The sequence below is a fragment of the Brachybacterium timonense genome (assembly GCF_900258505.1).
Taxonomy (GTDB): Bacteria; Actinomycetota; Actinomycetes; order Actinomycetales; family Dermabacteraceae; genus Brachybacterium; species Brachybacterium timonense.
Window position 1 is genome coordinate 152,570 of record NZ_LT984895.1, and the last position, 18,541, is coordinate 171,110.

The following is an 18,541-nucleotide window of genomic DNA, read 5'->3' on the forward strand; positions in this document are numbered from 1 at the left end:
AATGACCGCTCCCATTGCCTCGAACAAGAGACGAAAAGACCCCAGCACGAGCCCGAGTGCGATACCAAAGACGGACGCGATGGAGAGCCCGATGAACCAGGCCACCAACGTCGCTCCGACATCTTGGAGGAACGCCAGATCTACAAGGAGCCCGAACACGTCCACGATCACCTTTGACGCTAGCGGAAGCGCGCTGGGCGGAAGCACTCCAGTGATCGAGGCGAGCTCCAGAATAACCAAGGTGACCAGAGCTCCGACGGCGCCCAGAGCTGGTCGCCGAGTTTTGAGTCCGCTCGGCTTGGAACCAACGCCCGGGAGCCGCGCAGCATTCGCAGTGGCGCTCACATTGCCTCCATTGGGTAGCGGGATGGACGGGTCATCAACGAACCGCACCGACGACGCAGGCCAGCACATTCAGCGGTGCATGTACGCGAGTCTTTGGCATCCAGGCCAGCTGGCCATTCCGTGGACCACGTCAACGCGGGTCTTTCCCTGGATCTCCGACTGGAAAAGCAGGCGTTGAAACCACACCGGCCGAGGCCGTGGCAAACTCGTGGGCACGCCACAGCCGTTGGTAGGTGGGGCTGCTGCTCAGGAGTTGTTCGTGGGTGCCCGTTGTTTCCACGCCATGTTCGCTGAGCACGACAATGCATTCGCTGGAGCGAATGGTGTTCAGCCGGTGGGCAATGATCATCACCGTGCGGCCGGCGACTAGCGAGGAGAGGGCTCGCTGGATGCGCACCTCTGTCCGGGGATCAACCGACGCGACGGCCTCATCGAGCAGTAGGACCGGGGCGTCCTTGACAAGGGCACGAGCGATGGAGAGCCGCTGACGCTGGCCACCGGAGAGGTTTCCACCGGCCTCGTCGATCATCGCGTCGAGTCCGCCGGGCATGGCGGCAACGAAATCATGTGCTTGGGCAAGTTCGAGAGCATGCCACAGGTTGTCATCGCTGATGGCTGTCCCCATTGTGAGGTTGTCGCGCACGGTCGCGGGAAACAGGTAGACGTCCTGGTACACGGTTGTCACTTGGGCAGCCAGCCCTGCCGAGGTCAAGTCCCGCACATCGGTGTCACCGAACCGTACCGATCCATCGTCGACGTCCCAGAAACGGGCGACGAGGTTGGCGACGGTGGACTTGCCGGAACCCGACGGACCCACGAGCGCAGTGACGGTGTCGGGTCGAGCAATCATGCTGGCGCCGTCGAGCACCCGGTGACCGTCGCGATAGGAGAAGCCGACATCACGCAATTCCACCGGCACGCCGTTCTCGGCGTGCACGGGAGCTTCGAGGTGGCCCTCAGGTAGCGGCTCGATGTCCCACAGCTCGCCGATGTGCTCGGCGATGCGCCCCTGCAGGTGTCGGTAGCTCGAGAGCTCCAACATTTCCTGGTAGGGCCGGTAGAGACTCAACGAGACCACGAGCATCAGCAGCGCGATTTGCTGGGGCAATCCCCCATCGAGATGCCGCAGGCACACCACCCAGATCAGCGCAGCGAATCCCAACTCCAGCACGGCCGACGCCAGCGATGTGAGCGGGCTGGTACGCACGGCCATGGCGACGCTTCGGCGACGCAGCTCCTCGACGGTGGCGCGATAACGACCCGCTTGGGGCGCGTCGGGATTGGCTCGGATCACAGCGGTGCCCTGCACGAACTCGAGGAGGTCGCCACTGGCGCGCGAACGCACTTGCATCACACGTGCGAGCACATTCTTTTCGACTCGATCGGAGACCCAGAGCAGGACCCCGAACACTGGCACGCCCACGAGTGCAGCCACGGCAAGACGCCAATCGAAGATGAACAGGACCACGGCTGCCAGCAGCGGCTGCAGCAGGCCCACGATGATCTTCGCCGGCAGATTGATGAAGTCGACCAGCGGCAGGTCAGACACGACGAGCGTCGCTGTCCGCCCGACGTCGAGGCGGTCGTATTCACCCAACGGAATGCGACGCAGATGTCCCAGCACCGAGCGACGCAACTGCATCCAGGCCCGATTGGCCTTCGGCCACCAGGTGCTGGCCAGCCCAACGCCGATGAACCATCGCAGCAGAAAGATCCCCAGCAACATCAGGCCATGACGCCACCAGGCCCCCGTGGAGGGCTCACCACCGAGCACATCGAGCAGGGCCAGCACCACGACCACGATGGGTGCGCTGGTGAGCATGCCGTCGGCGATGATGAGCCAGAGCCCACCACGCCACAGGTCGCGGCGTTGGTGGCCGAGCATCGCCAGCCACTGCCGTACCGGATTCATGGAGCCCAGACCATGGACACGAGGCGTCTCACCGAGTTCTCGGTCACGGTTCGCCGACCTGTCGATGTCGGACGCATCGCTCGAGCGCTCGGAACGGTCAGCGTGGATGCCGGTTTCGCCCGCGCCACCGGTCAACTGCCAGCCCTGGGCATCCAGGTAGTCCGACCAGAGTTCGGCATAGTCTGGGCAGTCCTGCATCATCTCGTCGTGGGGGGCGCAATGCACGATGCACCCCTCGGCGAGGTAGGCGATACGGTCATGGCTGGCTATGGTGCCCAGCCGGTGGGCGACCGTGATCATCGTGGCGCTGGCGCGGAGCTCGGCAAGGGCTTCGTTCACAGCCGATTCGCTCTCCGCATCCAGAAAAGCAGTCGCTTCGTCGAGCAGCACGATCTTGGCACCCTTGAGCAGGGCCCGGGCCACCGAGAGCCGCTGACGCTGTCCGCCCGAGAGCTGACCACCACCGGCGGGCAGGACGGTGTGCCAGCCCTCGGGCAGTTCGGCGACGAACTGGCTTACGCGCGCCCGGTCGGCCGCGGCGATCACCTCATCGTCACTGGCCCCGGGGCGAGCCATGCGGATGTTCTCCATGATGGTGTCGGCGAACAGGTAGTCGTCCTGCTGGACGTAGGCGACGCGCCGCATCAGCTCGACCGGGTCGAGATCACGCACGTCGACACCACCAAGGCGCACGGAGCCCTCGGAGACATCGTGGAACCGAGCCAGCAGGCCGAGCAGCGTCGACTTGCCGCCCCCAGAGGGGCCGACGATTGCCAACGAGGTGTTCTCCGGGATGTCCAGGTTCACATCGGAGAGCACATCGGGCTCATCGTCGTCGTACCGGAACCACACATTGCGCAACTCCAGAGCGAACCCCTCCGGCTCATGGGCTTCGTTCGGCACCGGAAGATCGGGTTCGTCAAGGATCTCGGCGATGTTCTTCAACCCGGCCTCGACCTGATACTGCAGGACCGCGAGGCTGATCAGCAGACCCATAAGTGGTTGCGCGAAGCCAGTACCCACCAGCAGGAAGAACACCAGCGTCGCCGGGCTGATGATGCCCTGCGCGGTACACCACAATCCGACGGGCAGGATGAGTAGAACCGGACTCGACGACAGCGCCGTGCTGGCCACAGCCTGCCACTTGCCCCGGGCCTCCTTCCGGTTCTCGATATCTGCGGTCGCCGCTATAGCGGCATCGGTGGCACCGTGGCCGGCCCGCCCCGCCAGGAAGCCGCGCAGGACGCGCATTCCGCGCAAATACGAAATGACGCTGGTGTTGAGGTCGGCTTTGATCGTCGATTCCTGCTCGGCGAACCCAGCAGAACGGTTGACTCCCCAAACGATCAGCGCAACAGCCAGCACGACCACGAGAACAGCCGCCACACCGACCTGCCAGCCCATGATGAACATGACGATGATGCTTGCCACCGGCACCGCGATCGCCGCGGCGATGTCGGGGATGGCATGCGACAGGCCGAGCTCCAGTTGTTCCACATCGTCCTGCAGAACCTTCTTGAGGTGACCAGCGCTTCGAGCGCGAACGCGGCCCAGCGGCATGCGGGCCAACCGCTCGGCCAGCGCGACGCGGAGATCAGCGAGGATCCGGTAGGCGGCGTTGTGCGACACAGCATTGGCCAGTGCCTTGAACACCACCTTGGCGATGACCGCCAGCGCTGCCCAGACCGCGAGCGTGATCAACGCGAAACGATCCGGTTCGTCGCTCAGGAAGAGTTCGGTCGCCACGAGGTGGACGATCAGATACGGCGCCAGCCCCAGCAATGCTCCGACGATGGCCAGGATCGCACTGGCGATCAGGGCACCCTTGCGTCGGCCAATCGTGTGGGCGATGCGCTGCTGCCCGCTTGCTTGCACGTGATCAGGCATGGGACTCCGCTTCGTTCTCCGGGCTGGACGGACATAACTTTAGGTTTGCCTTACCTAACCACATCGCCTAGGGTTGTCGCCGTTGCCCGATCCGGCGTAGCGCTTGCCCGACAGGAGACCAGTCGATGGCCGACAACACTGCCCTGCCGGATCCCGCGGGATCCTCCCGCACGAGATCACAAACCATGGCTCGCGGCTCACGACTCGCACTGATCGCGAGTCTCTACAGCACGCAGAACCTGTCACTCGCAGCGTTCAACTACACCTTCCTGATCGCAGCGCAGAACGCGGGTGTCTCCCTCGAACTCATCGGCGCCGCCACCGGCGTCGCGATGATCCTTGTGCTGAAATTCGTCTGGGCGCCGTTGGTCGACCGAGTCGGGTCACGCAGCCTGGGGCACTACCGCGGGTGGATCATCGCGTGTCAATCGGCCCTGACGATCGGCGCCCTGGCACTCGCAGCCCTCGACCCGGGCCGACACTTCGCGTCGATCATGATTGTCTTCGCGTTGATCTTCCTGTTCGCCGGCACACAGGATGTCGCCACGGATGCCGCCACAACCCGGCTGCTAGACCCACAGGATCGCGGCATCGGCAACGGAATCCAATCGGCAGGGGCCTCCTTCGCACAGATTGTCGGCGGCGGCCTGCTGCTGCTGATCTCGGGCAGCGTGAGTTGGAGCGCCGCCATGGTGACGTTGGCCGTCTTCAGTGGCCTGCCGCTGATCCTTGTTGCGCGGTGGCGTGAATCGGAGACCACCGACCACCTTCCGACGCCCCATGTCTCGACCCGACAGGTCCTGTCGTTCTTCCGCCAGCCCGGCGTCGTTCGGTGGACCTTCGCCGTACTACCGCTGTACGTCGTGGGTGGCGTGATCACCTACAACGTCATCCGGCCCTTGCTCACCGACGCCGGGTGGAGCGAGGCCCGCATCGGAACCATTGTGGTCATCGGCGGCGGCACTGCCGGGGTGCTCGCCGGCGTGGCTGCCGGCTGGCTCATCAGCCGCGTCGGCCGTCAGCGCTCGATGGTCCTGCTGGGCATCGCGCAGGTCATCGGTACCGCAGTAACGATCTGGCTGACGCTGACTCCGACCTCGATTGCCGTTGCGGCGTTCGTCACCGCCATCTCCAATGCCTCCTTCGCCGCAACCGGCGCTTTCCTCTACACGATCGCGATGGATCTGACGCGGCCCGAGAGTTCGGGCACGGACTTCACCGCGTTCTCGACGCTCATTCAGATCGTCATGGTCATCGGCGGCGGCTTGGGAATCGCTCTGGCGGGGGTGCTCGGTTTCACCGTGGTGGCCATCGGTGCCACAGCCGTCAGCGCCGCCGGTATCGCGATCGCGACACTCCTGGCCCGACCGGTCATACAGCGCGCCGAAGCACTGGCGACAGCCGGAGCCATTCCCGAATCGGAGAACAGCAATGGATGACATTCCAACAAGTCTGGACCAGCTCATCGACCAGATCCGAGAAACGCTCGGCTCTCCGAACGAGCCGCTCGCCGCTGACGATGACCTGTTCACGGCCGGCCTGGACTCGATCCGACTCATGCACCTCACCGATCGCTGGGCGCAGGCAGGAGCGACGGTGGACCCCATGGCACTGCTCGACGAACCCACTCCCGCCGGCTTCTGGGATGCGCTCCAAGGAGCCTCCAAGACGACATGACCCGCAATGCACCAAGTACCCTCGCTGCCGTATGTTTGAAGCGCCCTGAGTTTGTTGGAGGCTCCTGACCTTGGAAACGAGGATGGGGTTATGCCGAAGGAACTGTCGAACGGGAAGCCGACGACGCGTCGCTACTCGGACGAGGAGAAGGCCGCCGCGGTGCGGATGGTGAGGACATTGCGCGCCGAACTCGGCGCCTCCCAAGGGACGGTGCAGCGAGTCGCGACGCAGCTCGGGTACGGGGTCGAATCCGTGCGGATGTNTTGAAGCGCCCTGAGTTTGTTGGAGGCTCCTGACCTTGGAAACGAGGATGGGGTTATGCCGAAGGAACTGTCGAACGGGAAGCCGACGACGCGTCGCTACTCGGACGAGGAGAAGGCCGCCGCGGTGCGGATGGTGAGGACATTGCGCGCCGAACTCGGCGCCTCCCAAGGGACGGTGCAGCGAGTCGCGACGCAGCTCGGGTACGGGGTCGAATCCGTGCGGATGTGGGTGAAGCAGGCCGACATCGATGACGGCGTCACGCCCGGTGTGAGTTCGGCGGAGGCGCAACGGGTGAAAGAGCTCGAACAGGAGGTCCGGGAGCTTCGCCGGGCCAACGAGGTGCCCAAGCGGGCCGCGTCTTTCTTCGGGGCGGAGCTCGACCGCCACTACCGGAAGTAGTCGCGTTCATCGACGCGAACAAGGACGACCTCGTCGACGGTCGCCGGCTCGGAGTCGAGCTCATCTGCAGACAGTTGCAGGTGGCTCCGAGCAGCTACTACGCCGCCAAGACCCGCACCCCGTCCGCCCGTGCAGTGCGGGATGAGGCGCTGATCCCGCGGCTCGTCGAGCTGTGGGAGGCGAACTACCGGGTCTACGGGGTCCGCAAGCTCTGGAAGGCGGCCCGGCGGGCGGGGATCGCGATCGGCCGCGACCAGACCGCGAGGTTGATGAAGGTGGCAGGGATCGAGGGCGCGAGGCGGTCGAAACGGGGGAAGACGACCAGGCCGGATCGGGCGTCCGCGCGACACCCGGATCTGGTGCAGCGGGAGTTCACCGCGACCGCTCCGAACCGGCTCTGGGTGACGGATCTGACGTTCGTGGCGACCTGGGCCGGTGTCGCGTACGTGTGCTTCATCATCGACGCGTTCTCCCGCATGATCGTCGGGTGGCGGGTCGCGTCGCACATGCGCACCGAGATGATCCTCGACGCCATCGAGATGGCCCGCTGGTCCAGAGGTCACCGCCACGCGGACCTGCGGTGTCACAGCGACGCGGGGTCTCAATTCACGTCCATTCGCTACGGCGAACGCCTCGCGGAGATCGGCGCGACACCGTCGATCGGGACCGTCGCCGACAGCTATGACAACGCCCTGGCCGAGACGGTGAACGGGTACTACAAAGCCGAACTCGTCCGCGGACCCGCGAGGTCCGGGCCGTGGAAGACGGTCGAGAATCTCGAGCTCGCCACCCTCGGTTGGGTGCACTGGCACAACACGCAGCGCCTCCACGGCTACCTCGGCGACGTCCCGCCCGCCGAGTTCGAGAACGCGTTCTATGCTGTCCAAGCCGACCGCGAACACCTGGTCGGAATCAAATAGCGCGAGTCTCCATCAGACCCAGGGCGATTCAAGTTCTTCGTCGATGCGGCCCGGGACTGGATCGCGGAACGCCGCGCCGTCGGACGCACCATCAGTGCCGAGACGGCCAAGGCCTACCGCGGGGATATCGCTTCGTGGCAGCGCTACCTAGAGGCCCAAACGGGCGCCCCTGTCAGGGTGCAGGACCTCACGAGCCCCGTCATCAAGGCCGCACTGGCCGAGATGAACAACGCTGGCCTCGCGCCGGCCAGCCGCCGACGCCTGGTGACCACGCTGCGCGGGCTATGCCGGTACCTCGTCCTCGAGTCCCGGTTGCCCACCGACCCTACGGCCGCGATCCAGGCGCCCCGCGCCCCCGCGCGCCTGCCCGTCGCGTTCACCGACGGCCAGATCTCCGCCCTCCTGGAGACAGCGAAGACGGAAGACCCGCAGGCGCGCCCAGCAGCGCCGCTGCTGGACGTGGCGATCGTGCTGATCCTCGCAGCTGGCGGACTTCGTGCCAGCGAAGCCGCCGGCCTGCGGGCCCTCGATTACCGGCCCGGTGATGAGCCCTCGCTCCGTGTCGTCGGCAAAGGACGCAAAGCCCGTACCGTGCCGCTGGATCCTGGCGTCGCCGCGCAGATCGACACCTACCTGCCCTGGCGCGCCGAGCGGCTACCCGGGCAGAGCGACTCCTCTCCCCTGCTCATCCGCCCAGATGGCCGAGCGCTGACTCGCGACACGATCTCCTACCGCGTCAACCGCCTCTACGCCCGGGCCGGTATCGCCAAGCCCGAGGGCGAAGCAGCTCACGCTCTGCGCCACACCTACGCCGTCTCCATGGTGGACGTCGGTGTCCCGATCTCCGAGGTGCAACAGCTGCTGGGTCACGAAAGCATCGCCACCACAGGCATCTACCTCAAAGCCTCAGCCGCCCGCCTCAGGGCTGCTTCCGCCGCGCCCTCAGCCGCCCGCCTGCTTGCCAGCAAGCTGACATGACAGCTCCGCGGCAGAGGAGTCTTCTGTACGCGCCGAAGGAGGCCAGCGGTGGTGTCGCTGGCCTCCTTCGCTGCGTCCCCGGGTCAGTGCGCCGCGGCGTATGCCTCGCGGATCTCTTTCGGGATACGCCCCCGTTCGCTGACCTTGTAGCCATTTTCGTTCGCCCAGGCGCGAATTTTGCCAGCGTCGCTTGAAGAGCTCCCACTCTGGGTGCCACTGATACGCCGACCACCGACACGGCGGGCTTTACTGGCCCACTCGCCGAGCTGATCACGCAGGCGCTGGGCGTTGTCATCGTTGAGGTCGATCTCGTACGCAACGCCATCCAAAGCGAAGCTCACCGTGCCGGTAGCTTCTGAACCGTCAATATCGTCGGTGAGGATCACCTGAGTCTTACGCGCCATTTTTGTGCTCCCTGCATAGTTCTGGACTGAATAGCGCGATAGTAGCGAAAGGATCTCCAAGGACTCTGCTTACTGCTCCGTTCTAGACTCTCTCCATCGACCCGACGGAGGTTCAGCAATGTGCGGAAGATTCACGCTGGTATTTGATCTGAGTGCGAGTGGCCAGGCGAGCCGTTGCGGCAAACCTGCGGACGGGTTCAGGTCTGTCGCAGCACGGTCTGCGCTGAGTGCTTGCCCCGGGTCGTAGCGATCCGGGGCATGCGCGGTACCGCTTCGCGTCCGACAGGTGAGTCTGCGTGCCTAGAAGTCCCAGTCGTCGTCGCTGGTGTGCTCGGCCTTGCCGATGATGTACGACGATCCGCTTCCGCTGAAGAAGTCGTGGTTCTCGTCGGCGCTGGGGGCGAGGGCGGCGAGGATCTCTGGGCTGACTGACGTCTCCTCGGCGGTGAACCGTGCCGGGTAGCCGAGGTTCATGAGGGATTTGTTCGCGTTGTAGCGCACGAAGGCGGCGACGTCGCCCATCAGGCCGAGGGGTTCGTAGAGCTCGCCTGAGTAGTCGAGCTCGAGGTCGTAGAGCTCTTCGAGCAGGGTGTACGTGAACTCCTTCATCTCGTCGCGGCGGTTGGGGTGAGCCTCGAGGCCGCGCTGGTACTTGTAGCCCGAGTAGTAGCCGTGCACGGCCTTGTCGCGCAGGATGAGTCGGATCATGTCGGCGGTGTTGGTCAGGGTGGCGTGCACGGAGAAGTGCAGCGGCAGGTAGAAGCCGGCGTAGAGCAGAAGGCTCGAGAGCAGGGTGGAGGACACCTTCCGCTTTAACGGGTCGGGCCCGTAGTAGTACTGGAGCACCTTCTTGCATCGCGCTTGAAGCAGGTCGTTTCCGATCGCCCAGCGGTAGGCCTCATCGATCTCTCGGGTACTGGTCAGGGTCGAGAACACCGAGGAGTACGAGCGGGCGTGGACGGACTGCATGAAGGCGATGTTGGTGTAGACGGCTTCCTCGTGCTCTGTGCGGGCGTCCTGGATCTGGCAGATCTCCCCGACGGTGGCCTGCACGGTGTCGAGCATGGTAAGGCCGGTGAAGACTCGCATGGTGAGGGTTCGTTCATGGGGCGCGAGTGCTTGCCAGGCCTGGTGGTCGTTGGACAGGGGCACCTTCTCGGGCAGCCAGAAGTTCGCGGTCAGGCGGTTCCAGATCTCGAGGTCCTTCTCGTCGCTCACGCGGTTCCAGTTGATCGGACGCAGCGGTGCGCTGGGGTCGTGTCGGTATGCCGGAGGGGTGATGGAGCCTTCTACGGCTGTTGTGGCGGTCATGCTGTTCTCCTCTGTTCGTTGTTCTTGTCGTTCGTCGTGGCTGTCCGTTGCCAGAACAGGTCGAGCCCTTCGTTCACGCACTCAATATCGCGCTGGGTGCCCAGGAGTTCGAAGCGATAGAGCTCTGGGACACCGCACTTTCGGGAGATGACTGGGCCGGCGAGGCAGTAGTGCTCGCCGAAGTTGGTGTTGCCTGCGGTGATCACCCCGCGCAGCAGCGCACGGTTGGCGGGATCGTTGAGGAAGGCGATGACCTGCTTCGGCACGGCCCCGGCCTGCTCGCCGCCGCCGTAGGTGGGGACCACCAGAACGAAGGGGCGGCACACGCGGACCATCCCCTCGACACGGGGGCGGAGCGGGATACGCACCGCAGGCCGCCCCAGCCTCTCCACGAAGCGCAGCGTGTTCTCGGAGACGCTGGAGAAGAACACGAGATCTGCTGACTCCTGTGGCGTCAGGTCACGTGTTCCGAGTCCCGGTGCTGCGCGCTCGATGCCTGCCGTCATCGATCCCTCCTTCGTCGTCGTCCCATCCGACTGACCTCGAACTACTAGATGTTGGGTCTGCACTCCGCGGGGGTGACACATGTAGTGATATCAGTCCTGGCAGCCCTCGACCATACGCCACGCCGGGTTTGTAACTTCGGCATACCGAACCATACGATTTGAGGGTCCGGAAGTGGCCACGCCTGTGGCCGTGAACGAAGAGAGGTCGCCGATGCACATGCGAGGACGATGGAAGGCTGCGCTCGGCGCAGTCGTTGCGAGTGCGGCGCTGGTGCTCACCGGCTGCTCCGCTGGAGCCAGGCCGGATGCTGCCGACGACGGAGAGAAGCCGGTGGTGTTGACGACGTTCACCGTGCTGGAGGACATCGCGGAGAATGTTGCGGGCGACCACCTCGTGGTCGAGTCGATCACGAAGCCTGGCGCGGAGATCCACGGGTACGAGCCGACGCCGGGAGACATCCGGAAGGCCTCGGACGCCGACCTGATCCTGGACAACGGCTTGAACCTGGAGGTGTGGTTCGGCCAGTTCGTCGAGGAAGTCGATGTGCCTCATGTCGTGGTCTCGGAGGGGATCGATCCCATCGACATCGCGGGGGACGCCTACGCGGGCAAGCCCAACCCGCACGCCTGGATGAGCCCGAAGAACGTGCAGGTGTACGTCGACAACATGGTCGCGGCGTTCAGCGATCTCGACCCGGAACACGCTGAGGACTACGAGAGGAACGGGGAGACCTACAAGCAGCAGCTCCAGCAGGTCCAAGATGACCTGACGGGCGAGCTCGAAAGTCTTCCGACCAGCCAGAGAGCGCTGGTGACCTGCGAGGGCGCATTCTCCTACCTCGCCCGAGATGCCGGGCTGACCGAGAAGTACATCTGGCCCGTCAACGCCGAGCAGCAGGCGACCCCGCAGCAGATCACCTCCGCGATCGAGTTCGTCGACGAGAACGAGGTCCCCGCCGTGTTCTGCGAGTCGACGGTCTCCGACGACCCCATGCAGCAGGTTGTGGGTGCTACGAATGCACGCTTCGGAGGAACGCTGTTCGTGGACTCGCTCTCCGAGGAAGGCGGCCCGGTGCCCACGTACCTGGATCTGATCCGCCACGATGCGGACACCATCACTGCGGGACTCACCGGAGAGGACTTATGACGACAGCGGCGATCGATGTCAAAGGTGTCACCGTCCGCTACGGCGATGTACTCGCCCTCGACGACGTATCTGTTGCGGTGCGGGCGGGTGCGGTGACGGGGTTGATCGGAATGAACGGCTCCGGGAAGTCCACCTTGTTCAAGGCGATCACCGGCATGGTCCGGCCTGACGCAGGCAGCGTCCTGCTGAATGGCACGCAGCAGGCGCCGGCCAGGCGGCGAGGACTCGTCGGCTACGTCCCCCAGAGCGAGGACGTCGACTGGGCTTTCCCCGTCTCTGTCCGAGACGTCGTGATGATGGGAAGGTACGGCCACCAGGGCGCCACGCGCCGAGTTCGGCCCGCTGACCGCATCGCTGTGGACGAAGCCTTGGAGAGGGTGGAGCTCACGGAGTACGCCGATCGACAGATCGGCCAGCTCTCCGGCGGGCAGAAGAAGCGCGCCTTCGTCGCCCGCGGGATCGCCCAGGACGCACGGATCATGCTGCTGGATGAGCCCTTCGCCGGCGTGGACAAGCGCAGCGAAGCCACCATCGTCGATCTTCTCCGCGCACTCGCTGACGACGGCCGTACCGTCCTGGTCTCCACCCACGACCTCCATGCTCTGCCGCAGCTCGCCGACGACGCCGTGCTGCTGCTGCGAACCATCCTCTTCCACGGCCCGGTGAAAGAGGCCCTCACACCCGAGAGGCTCGCTCTCGCCTTCGGCCTGGACGTTCTGCAGCAGGAGGGTGCCGCATGACCCCGCTCGACTGGCTCCTCGAGCCGCTCTCCTACGACTTCATGACCCGTGCGCTCGTCACGACCGTGATCGCTGCCGTGGTGTGCGCACTGCTGTCGTGCTGGCTGGTGCTCATCGGCTGGTCGCTCATGGGGGACGCCGTCTCTCACGCCGTCCTTCCCGGAGTCGTCATTGCCTACATCCTCGGTGTCCCGTTCGCCATCGGCGCGGTCGTCTTCGGGTTCCTGGCGGTCGGCATGATCGGGCTCGTCCGCGGGACGAGCCGCGTGAAGGAGGACGCCGCCATCGGCATCGTCTTCACCACTCTCTTCGCCCTCGGGCTGGTTCTGATCTCGGTCACACCCAGCCAGACCGACCTCAACCACATCATCTTCGGCAACATCCTCGGCGTCTCCCGCACAGACCTCGTCCAGATCGCGATCCTGGCTACCGTGGCTCTTGTCACCCTGGTGTTCAAACGCCGCGACCTCACGCTCTACGCCTTCGACCCGACACACGCCCACGCGATCGGCCTGTCTCCCCGATTCCTCGGCGCGCTGCTGCTGGGTCTTCTGGCGCTGACCGCAGTTGCCGCTCTCCAGGTCGTGGGAGTGGTGCTCGTCGTCGCGATGCTCATCATTCCCGGAGCGACGGCCTATCTGCTCACCGACCGCTTCGGGCGGATGCTCGTGATCGCGCCGGCCCTCTCGTCACTCTGTTCCGTGGTCGGGATCTACATCAGCTACTGGGTCGACGCCTCACCCGGCGGCCTCGTCGTCCTCACCCAGGGATGCGCCTTCGCACTCGTCTACCTCATCAGTCCCAAGCACGGCCTACTCAGCAAGAAGGTCGGAGCTCGCCGGTATCGACGCGATACGGCTCGCCGGCGTGAGGATCAGGTAGGCCCCGCAGAGACGTAGAGGGCATCTGTCGCAGAGCGTCCCAGCAACGTTGGCGAGCCCACTTCTCCAGAACGAACTTCCAGCGCATCGGAGAACGGCGCTCCCGCCGCGACCACAAGCGTGGCCCCGACTCCGATGCCCTGGGACTCGAAGAACTGCAACATCGCCGGGTCCGTGTCCGAGATCCGCTCGACCACAAACCTGCCCTCCGCTCCGACGTCGGTGAGACGCCGCGCATCAGGCACGGTCACTGTTCCGTCCGCTGCAGGGATTGGATCACCGTGCGGGTCACGCCGGGGGCGACCCAGAACGTCATCGATCCTCTCCACCATCAAGTCCGAGACGGCGTGCTCGAGCTGCTCGGCCTCCTCGTGGACCTCGTCCCACCGATACCCGAGGGTCTCCACCAGAAACGTCTCGATCAAGCGATGCCGCCGCACCATCACCAGCGCGTACGAACGACCGACCTCCGTCAACTCGACCGAGCCATACCTCGCGTGAGACAGAAGACCCTGCTCAGTCAGTTTCCGCACCGCATCCGAAGCGGACGACAGGGCAACACCGGTCCGCTGCGCGATGAGCTTCAACGTCACTGGCTCGTCACTCCACTCGGACAACCCCCAGATCGCCTTCAGAAAGTTCTGGGCACTCGCAGACAGCTCATCGACGGACATGGCACGACGATAGCCTCGAAGCTTCAACTTAGCTATATAGAACTCGAAGCTTCGGCGCGCCACGGACTCACGTAGTAGGCATCGACCGTGAGGTGCGTCCCGGGCCCGCGCCTCATCCGGCACTGACGCAGAACCCTGAGAACATTGCTCAGCCGAATGAATCTCTCCCCCGGCAACGGAGACGGGTTGCTGCGTGCCTACCTGGCGACGAGTCAGGACCGGGCAGCTGAGTGGGATCCGGTGTACAGCATCGCCCCGCGTACCAAGGCGCCGGTGGTGCGCGAGTTCGTGGATGACAAGGGCGAGCTGCACCGCAGCCTCGAGCTCGCCCGCTGGGGACTGCACCCCTCGTGGGCGAAGGACAAGGGGCCCCGCCCGATCAACGCGCGCCTGGAGACCATCGCGACCAACGGCATGTTCCGCGGCCCCTTCTCCTCAGCCCGGGCGGTGGTGCCCATGACGGGCTACTACGAGTGGGTCGAAGCCGACGACGGCGGCAAGGACCCCTACTTCATCCACCACCCCGACGGGCAGCTACTGCACGCCGCCGGACTCACCGCAGCCCGCAAAGACGAGAGCAGCGACGGCTGGAACGTCACCTTCACGATCGTCACGCGCGAGGCCCGGGACGCCGGCGGCGAGGTCCACGACCGCATGCCCGTCTTCCTCACCGAGGACATCCTGGGAGAGTGGCTGTCTCCTGGGAAGCTCGAGGCCGAGCAAAAGGATCCCCTACTCGCACAGCTCGACGAGGTCTCCACGTCGGTAGCCAGCCAACTCGTCACTCGGCGCGTGGACCGACAGGTCAACAACGTCCGTACCCTCGATCACACCGATCCATCGCTCATCGCTCCGTTGGAGGCCGACTGAGCGTCAGTCGGTGACTGTGTCGTTGGAGATCGCTTTTGCTGCGGCTTGGTAGGCGCGCTCGATGTAGGCCTCGAGTTCCGTGAGCTCTACTCGCCACTGGCCGCGGCCGCCCACCTGGATCGCGCGCAGATCCCCTGATCGAACCAGGGCGTACGCCTGGGAGCGGCTGATGGACAGGATCTCCTGGACGTGCTCGAGGGGGATGAAGCGGACCCTCGACGAGGCCAGGCGGCCTGTCCCTCGAGGGTCGGCTGAAGCGCCCTGAGTTTGTTGGAGGCTCCTGACCTTGGAAACGAGGATGGGGTTATGCCGAAGGAACTGTCGAACGGGAAGCCGACGACGCGTCGCTACTCGGACGAGGAGAAGGCCGCCGCGGTGCGGATGGTGAGGACATTGCGCGCCGAACTCGGCGCCTCCCAAGGGACGGTGCAGCGAGTCGCGACGCAGCTCGGGTACGGGGTCGAATCCGTGCGGATGTGGGTGAAGCAGGCCGACATCGATGACGGCGTCACGCCCGGTGTGAGTTCGGCGGAGGCGCAACGGGTGAAAGAGCTCGAACAGGAGGTCCGGGAGCTTCGCCGGGCCAACGAGGTGCCCAAGCGGGCCGCGTCTTTCTTGGGGGGGGAGCTCGACCGCCACTACCGGAAGTAGTCGCGTTCATCGACGCGAACAAGGACGACCTCGTCGACGGTCGCCGGCTCGGAGTCGAGCTCATCTGCAGACAGTTGCAGGTGGCTCCGAGCAGCTACTACGCCGCCAAGACCCGCACCCCGTCCGCCCGTGCAGTGCGGGATGAGGGGCTGATCCCGCGGCTCGTCGAGCGGTGGGAGGCGAACTACCGGGTCTACGGGGTCCGCAAGCTCTGGAAGGCGGCCCGGCGGGCGGGGATCGCGATCGGCCGCGACCAGACCGCGAGGTTGATGAAGGTGGCAGGGATCGAGGGCGCGAGGCGCTCGAAACGGGTGAAGACGACCAGGCCGGATCCGGCGTCCGCGCGACACCCGGATCTGGTGCAGCGGGAGTTCACCGCGACCGCTCCGAACCGGCTCTGGGTGACGGATCTGACGTTCGTGGCGACCTGGGCCGGTGTCGCGTACGTGTGCTTCATCATCGACGCGTTCTCCCGCATGATCGTCGGGTGGCGGGTCGCGTCGCACATGCGCACCGAGATGATCCTCGACGCCATCGAGATGGCCCGCTGGTCCAGAGGTCACCGCCACGCGGACCTGCGGTGTCACAGCGACGCGGGGTCTCAATTCACGTCCATTCGCTACGGCGAACGCCTCGCGGAGATCGGCGCGACACCGTCGATCGGGACCGTCGCCGACAGCTATGACAACGCCCTGGCCGAGACGGTGAACGGGTACTACAAAGCCGAACTCGTCCGCGGACCCGCGAGGTCCGGGCCGTGGAAGACGGTCGAGAATCTCGAGCTCGCCACCCTCGGTTGGGTGCACTGGCACAACACGCAGCGCCTCCACGGCTACCTCGGCGACGTCCCGCCCGCCGAGTTCGAGAACGCGTTCTATGCTGTCCAAGCCGACCGCGAACACCTGGTCGGAATCAAATAGCGCGAGTCTCCATCAGACCCAGGGCGATTCAGACACTGGTGCCGATCACGGCTTCGGTGGGGTTCGTGACTTTCCTGACCTACCTTCCCGCGGCATTTAGCGCGATCCACGGCTGGGACGCAGGACGGGCCGGGGCGATGATGCTCGTCGCGACCCTTCCCGTCATCCTGTCCCCGGGTGCGACCGTCTCAGTCATGAAGCGCCACCAGATTGGCATCGGTCCAGTCCTGGCCGCATCCATCGGCTGTCTGGTGGCAGGTTCGGTCGCGATGTTGGCGCTTGATCCGGGTATGCCTGTGTGGGCGGTCGTGCCTGCCCTAGCGCTAATCGGGCTCGGTTTCGGGCTTCCTCTCGGCGTGGTCGATGGAGAGGCCCTGGCCCGGGTGCCGGGCCACTCGTCGGGCAGTGCTGCCGGACTGCTGAACTTCGCCCGTATCGGATCCGAGGCACTAGCGGTGGCGTGCTACTCGGCATTACTCACTGTTCTTGTGCAGCGTCGTATTCCCGATCAAACGATTGCCAACCAGGTCGCAGCTGGAGCTTCCGGCCGGGCCGCTGACTATGCTAGCGCGCAACACATGGTCGCCCTGGGCTGTGGGGCGTTCGTGCTGGTGCTTGGTGTTGCGATCTGGGCACTGTCTCAAGGCGCATCGAACTCAAGTGAGCCTAAATCATGATGGACCTGACGCCGTCAACCAATGTCTCCGACCAAAACAGCTAGAGGACGCTCAACGCCAGGATGGCGCAGGAAAGTGCCAGCATCCCCAGGCAGTTGATCCAGAAAGCCGATCCTGTCGCTCTTGCTCGGATGTGGGCCGCAGCTGCGCATAGAAAGTAAGCGATGACCCCGCAGTTCGCCGAGAAGGCGAGTCCGGGGATCCAGATGCCCACGATGAGTCCGGATGCCGCAAGCGTCTTGACAACGAGAAGAACCCACCACCATTCCTCGGGGAAGCGAACACTGTGGAGACAGTCGCGGATGAAACGGACCGGTCTTACCGACAGTGCGACATCTACAAGGAGGACGGTTGCCAGAAACGCTGGTAGCACCCACGAGGACGGCAACAACATCATGAGTCGCCTTCCTCATGGTGGCAGATCGCCGCAAAGATCTCGCGAAGCTGAGCCAGGAACTCCGATGCGGATCGTTCCGGGGTTGCCGACCAGATGAACAAGCTTCCGATGTACGCCGCGTGAAGCGCTTCGGCTCGCTTGCGGACCTCCATCGGCCGTGAACATCCGCAGACAGTCAGGATCTGCTCGAACACAGCGATCAGCCGGCGCGCGAGGTCGGCGAAGACAACAGAGGAGTGCCTTCCGCTCGCAAGGATCGAGGCATAGGACTGGGCAAGGTGACGACGCTCGCCGAAGAGCACCACGAATGGCTCCACCACGGCGACCACGTCCGCGTCGCACCGGACATTGACGCCGAGCGCCTGCGTGCCAGCGAGTTGCTGGCGTTCCTCGATGAGGCCGTCGAAAAGTTCAACGAGCAAAGCCTCCTTGTCGCCAGATGCCATGACGGTCCCGACACTCACGCCGGCCTGCTGGGCGATGTCTCGCACGGTCGTCGCGAGGAAACCGCGCTCCTCGAACAGCCGAGCAGCAGCATGCAGGACGGCACGGCGCGTCGTCTGTCGCGCCTCAGTTCTAGAAGTAACCATTTTCACCTCCTGAACATGTTCAGTGAACAGGTTCAGGATACACAGCATGGCGGCAACGTGGTGTCATTGCGTCGTAGCGCCGCTCCCGGTCGGTGGGGGTCTGATCGTTGGAGTGTGCGCCTGGAAGCTGCAGACCCGACCGTTGAACGCATGCCGGACTCTCCCGATGCCCAGGGCCGCACAATGTCCGCTGAGGCGATCTACCAGTACATCTACGCGATGCCCCGCGGGGAGCTCGCACGGCGAGGGATCTTCCTGCAGTCCAAGCGCACCAAACGCCGACCCCGCAGACGGCTCGGCTACCTCACCCCCACCGAGGCACTCGCTCGACTGCTCGATGGCGAGCCCCATGTTGCTTCAACGACTTGACACCGCCCGCCCATATCTGCAC

General features: G+C 64.9%; 18 protein-coding genes, 2 pseudogenes and 1 other annotated feature. Of the genes and pseudogenes, 12 read left to right on the top strand and 8 right to left on the bottom strand.

Annotation, left to right across the window (positions count from 1 at the left end; all coding sequences use genetic code 11):
• Positions 1-475 precede the first annotated feature (475 nt).
• The gene (locus C8271_RS00660; RefSeq protein WP_106505692.1) at positions 476-4,144 is read right to left on the bottom strand and encodes an ABC transporter ATP-binding protein; all 3,669 of its coding nucleotides are present in this window, start codon (positions 4,142-4,144) and stop codon (positions 476-478) included.
• A 125-nt stretch (positions 4,145-4,269) separates the two neighbouring features.
• Between C8271_RS00660 and C8271_RS00665 the strand changes: the two genes are divergently transcribed.
• From C8271_RS00665 to C8271_RS00685, 5 genes and pseudogenes are all read left to right on the top strand, one after another.
• Complete coding sequence (locus C8271_RS00665) at positions 4,270-5,583, top strand: MFS transporter (RefSeq protein WP_106505693.1); 1,314 nt, start codon at positions 4,270-4,272, stop codon at positions 5,581-5,583.
• Positions 5,576-5,821, top strand: a complete 246-nt coding sequence (locus C8271_RS00670; protein ID WP_035007435.1) for a phosphopantetheine-binding protein — start codon at positions 5,576-5,578, stop codon at positions 5,819-5,821. The genes C8271_RS00665 and C8271_RS00670 overlap by 8 nt, the downstream gene beginning before the upstream one ends.
• Before the next feature lie 90 nt (positions 5,822-5,911).
• Positions 5,912-6,082, top strand: a pseudogene (locus tag C8271_RS00675) (IS3 family transposase); the annotation flags it as partial.
• A gap of 57 nt (positions 6,083-6,139) precedes the next feature.
• Positions 6,140-7,404, top strand: a protein-coding gene (locus C8271_RS00680; protein WP_245920693.1) for an IS3 family transposase whose coding sequence is annotated in 2 segments (ribosomal slippage) — positions 6,140-6,443 and positions 6,443-7,404 — 1,266 coding nt in all. Because the reading frame shifts where the segments join, the coding sequence is not laid out codon by codon here.
• Positions 6,439-6,573 (top strand) — a sequence feature (AL1L pseudoknot). (Overlaps the previous gene by 135 nt.)
• Before the next feature lie 90 nt (positions 7,405-7,494).
• Positions 7,495-8,382: a tyrosine-type recombinase/integrase gene (locus tag C8271_RS00685; protein ID WP_281260370.1), complete on the top strand. Its 888-nt coding sequence runs from the start codon at positions 7,495-7,497 to the stop codon at positions 8,380-8,382.
• Positions 8,383-8,465: 83 nt separating this feature from the next.
• Here C8271_RS00685 and C8271_RS00690 read toward each other — a convergent pair whose 3' ends face one another.
• From C8271_RS00690 to nrdI, 3 genes are all read right to left on the bottom strand, one after another.
• The gene (locus C8271_RS00690) at positions 8,466-8,786 is read right to left on the bottom strand and encodes a histone-like nucleoid-structuring protein Lsr2 (protein ID WP_106505695.1); all 321 of its coding nucleotides are present in this window, start codon (positions 8,784-8,786) and stop codon (positions 8,466-8,468) included.
• Positions 8,787-9,086: 300 nt separating this feature from the next.
• A complete protein-coding gene (nrdF, locus tag C8271_RS00695) occupies positions 9,087-10,097 on the bottom strand; it encodes a class 1b ribonucleoside-diphosphate reductase subunit beta (protein ID WP_102237450.1) in 1,011 nt (336 codons plus the stop codon).
• Positions 10,094-10,603, bottom strand: coding sequence for a class Ib ribonucleoside-diphosphate reductase assembly flavoprotein NrdI (gene nrdI, locus C8271_RS00700; protein ID WP_106505696.1), 510 nt, complete (start codon positions 10,601-10,603; stop codon positions 10,094-10,096). Before nrdI ends, nrdF begins: the two co-directional genes overlap by 4 nt.
• Positions 10,604-10,820: 217 nt before the next feature.
• Here nrdI and C8271_RS00705 point away from each other — a divergent pair, with 217 nt between their 5' ends.
• From C8271_RS00705 to C8271_RS00715, 3 genes are read left to right on the top strand one after another with little or no spacing between them, the layout of a single operon-like run.
• Positions 10,821-11,750: a metal ABC transporter substrate-binding protein gene (locus C8271_RS00705; protein WP_212591309.1), complete on the top strand. Its 930-nt coding sequence runs from the start codon at positions 10,821-10,823 to the stop codon at positions 11,748-11,750.
• Positions 11,747-12,490: a metal ABC transporter ATP-binding protein gene (locus C8271_RS00710; RefSeq protein WP_106505698.1), complete on the top strand. Its 744-nt coding sequence runs from the start codon at positions 11,747-11,749 to the stop codon at positions 12,488-12,490. The genes C8271_RS00705 and C8271_RS00710 overlap by 4 nt, the downstream gene beginning before the upstream one ends.
• Positions 12,487-13,389, top strand: a complete 903-nt coding sequence (locus tag C8271_RS00715; RefSeq protein ID WP_106505699.1) for a metal ABC transporter permease — start codon at positions 12,487-12,489, stop codon at positions 13,387-13,389. The genes C8271_RS00710 and C8271_RS00715 overlap by 4 nt, the downstream gene beginning before the upstream one ends.
• Here the strand turns inward: C8271_RS00715 and C8271_RS00720 are convergent.
• Positions 13,365-14,045, bottom strand: coding sequence for a metal-dependent transcriptional regulator (locus tag C8271_RS00720; protein ID WP_106505700.1), 681 nt, complete (start codon positions 14,043-14,045; stop codon positions 13,365-13,367). The two genes, C8271_RS00715 and C8271_RS00720, sit on opposite strands and share 25 nt — an antisense overlap.
• A gap of 156 nt (positions 14,046-14,201) precedes the next feature.
• On the opposite strand from C8271_RS00720, the gene C8271_RS00725 reads away from it, so the two are divergent.
• Complete coding sequence (locus C8271_RS00725; protein WP_245920696.1) at positions 14,202-14,915, top strand: SOS response-associated peptidase; 714 nt, start codon at positions 14,202-14,204, stop codon at positions 14,913-14,915.
• 3 nt (positions 14,916-14,918) lie between these two features.
• On the opposite strand, the gene C8271_RS00730 is transcribed toward C8271_RS00725, so the two are convergent.
• Entirely contained in the window at positions 14,919-15,143 is a 225-nt protein-coding gene (locus C8271_RS00730; protein ID WP_106507770.1) for a helix-turn-helix transcriptional regulator, read from the bottom strand.
• 78 nt (positions 15,144-15,221) lie between these two features.
• On the opposite strand from C8271_RS00730, the gene C8271_RS00735 reads away from it, so the two are divergent.
• Positions 15,222-16,486, top strand: a protein-coding gene (locus C8271_RS00735; RefSeq protein ID WP_245920698.1) for an IS3 family transposase whose coding sequence is annotated in 2 segments (ribosomal slippage) — positions 15,222-15,534 and positions 15,534-16,486 — 1,266 coding nt in all. Because the reading frame shifts where the segments join, the coding sequence is not laid out codon by codon here.
• Positions 16,487-16,512: 26 nt separating this feature from the next.
• Positions 16,513-17,163: an MFS transporter gene (locus C8271_RS00740; RefSeq protein ID WP_342751956.1), complete on the top strand. Its 651-nt coding sequence runs from the start codon at positions 16,513-16,515 to the stop codon at positions 17,161-17,163.
• Between the two features lie 40 nt (positions 17,164-17,203).
• Here the strand turns inward: C8271_RS00740 and C8271_RS00745 are convergent, their stop codons facing one another.
• Together C8271_RS00745 and C8271_RS00750 are read right to left on the bottom strand one after the other, a co-directional pair.
• Positions 17,204-17,560, bottom strand: coding sequence for a DoxX family protein (locus tag C8271_RS00745; protein WP_106505702.1), 357 nt, complete (start codon positions 17,558-17,560; stop codon positions 17,204-17,206).
• A complete protein-coding gene (locus tag C8271_RS00750) occupies positions 17,557-18,198 on the bottom strand; it encodes a TetR/AcrR family transcriptional regulator (RefSeq protein WP_245920700.1) in 642 nt (213 codons plus the stop codon). The genes C8271_RS00745 and C8271_RS00750 overlap by 4 nt, the downstream gene beginning before the upstream one ends.
• A 66-nt stretch (positions 18,199-18,264) precedes the next feature.
• Here C8271_RS00750 and C8271_RS14390 point away from each other — a divergent pair.
• A pseudogene (locus C8271_RS14390) lies at positions 18,265-18,438 on the top strand (IS30 family transposase); the annotation flags it as partial.
• Positions 18,439-18,541: the final 103 nt, after the last annotated feature.

Bases quoted from the DNA above. Each gene is read 5' to 3' on its own strand.
- nrdI (WP_106505696.1), bottom strand. From the start codon at position 10,603: ATGACGGCAGGCATCGAGCGCGCAGCACCGGGACTCGGAACACGTGAC.
- C8271_RS00690 (WP_106505695.1), bottom strand. From the start codon at position 8,786: ATGGCGCGTAAGACTCAGGTGATCCTCACCGACGATATTGACGGTTCA.
- C8271_RS00670 (WP_035007435.1), top strand. From the start codon at position 5,576: ATGGATGACATTCCAACAAGTCTGGACCAGCTCATCGACCAGATCCGA.
- C8271_RS00750 (WP_245920700.1), bottom strand. From the start codon at position 18,198: ATGCTGTGTATCCTGAACCTGTTCACTGAACATGTTCAGGAGGTGAAA.
- C8271_RS00710 (WP_106505698.1), top strand. From the start codon at position 11,747: ATGACGACAGCGGCGATCGATGTCAAAGGTGTCACCGTCCGCTACGGC.
- C8271_RS00720 (WP_106505700.1), bottom strand. From the start codon at position 14,045: ATGTCCGTCGATGAGCTGTCTGCGAGTGCCCAGAACTTTCTGAAGGCG.
- C8271_RS00725 (WP_245920696.1), top strand. From the start codon at position 14,202: ATGAATCTCTCCCCCGGCAACGGAGACGGGTTGCTGCGTGCCTACCTG.
- C8271_RS00715 (WP_106505699.1), top strand. From the start codon at position 12,487: ATGACCCCGCTCGACTGGCTCCTCGAGCCGCTCTCCTACGACTTCATG.
- nrdF (WP_102237450.1), bottom strand. From the start codon at position 10,097: ATGACCGCCACAACAGCCGTAGAAGGCTCCATCACCCCTCCGGCATAC.
- C8271_RS00660 (WP_106505692.1), bottom strand. From the start codon at position 4,144: ATGCCTGATCACGTGCAAGCAAGCGGGCAGCAGCGCATCGCCCACACG.
- C8271_RS00745 (WP_106505702.1), bottom strand. From the start codon at position 17,560: ATGATGTTGTTGCCGTCCTCGTGGGTGCTACCAGCGTTTCTGGCAACC.
- C8271_RS00705 (WP_212591309.1), top strand. From the start codon at position 10,821: ATGCGAGGACGATGGAAGGCTGCGCTCGGCGCAGTCGTTGCGAGTGCG.
- C8271_RS00665 (WP_106505693.1), top strand. From the start codon at position 4,270: ATGGCCGACAACACTGCCCTGCCGGATCCCGCGGGATCCTCCCGCACG.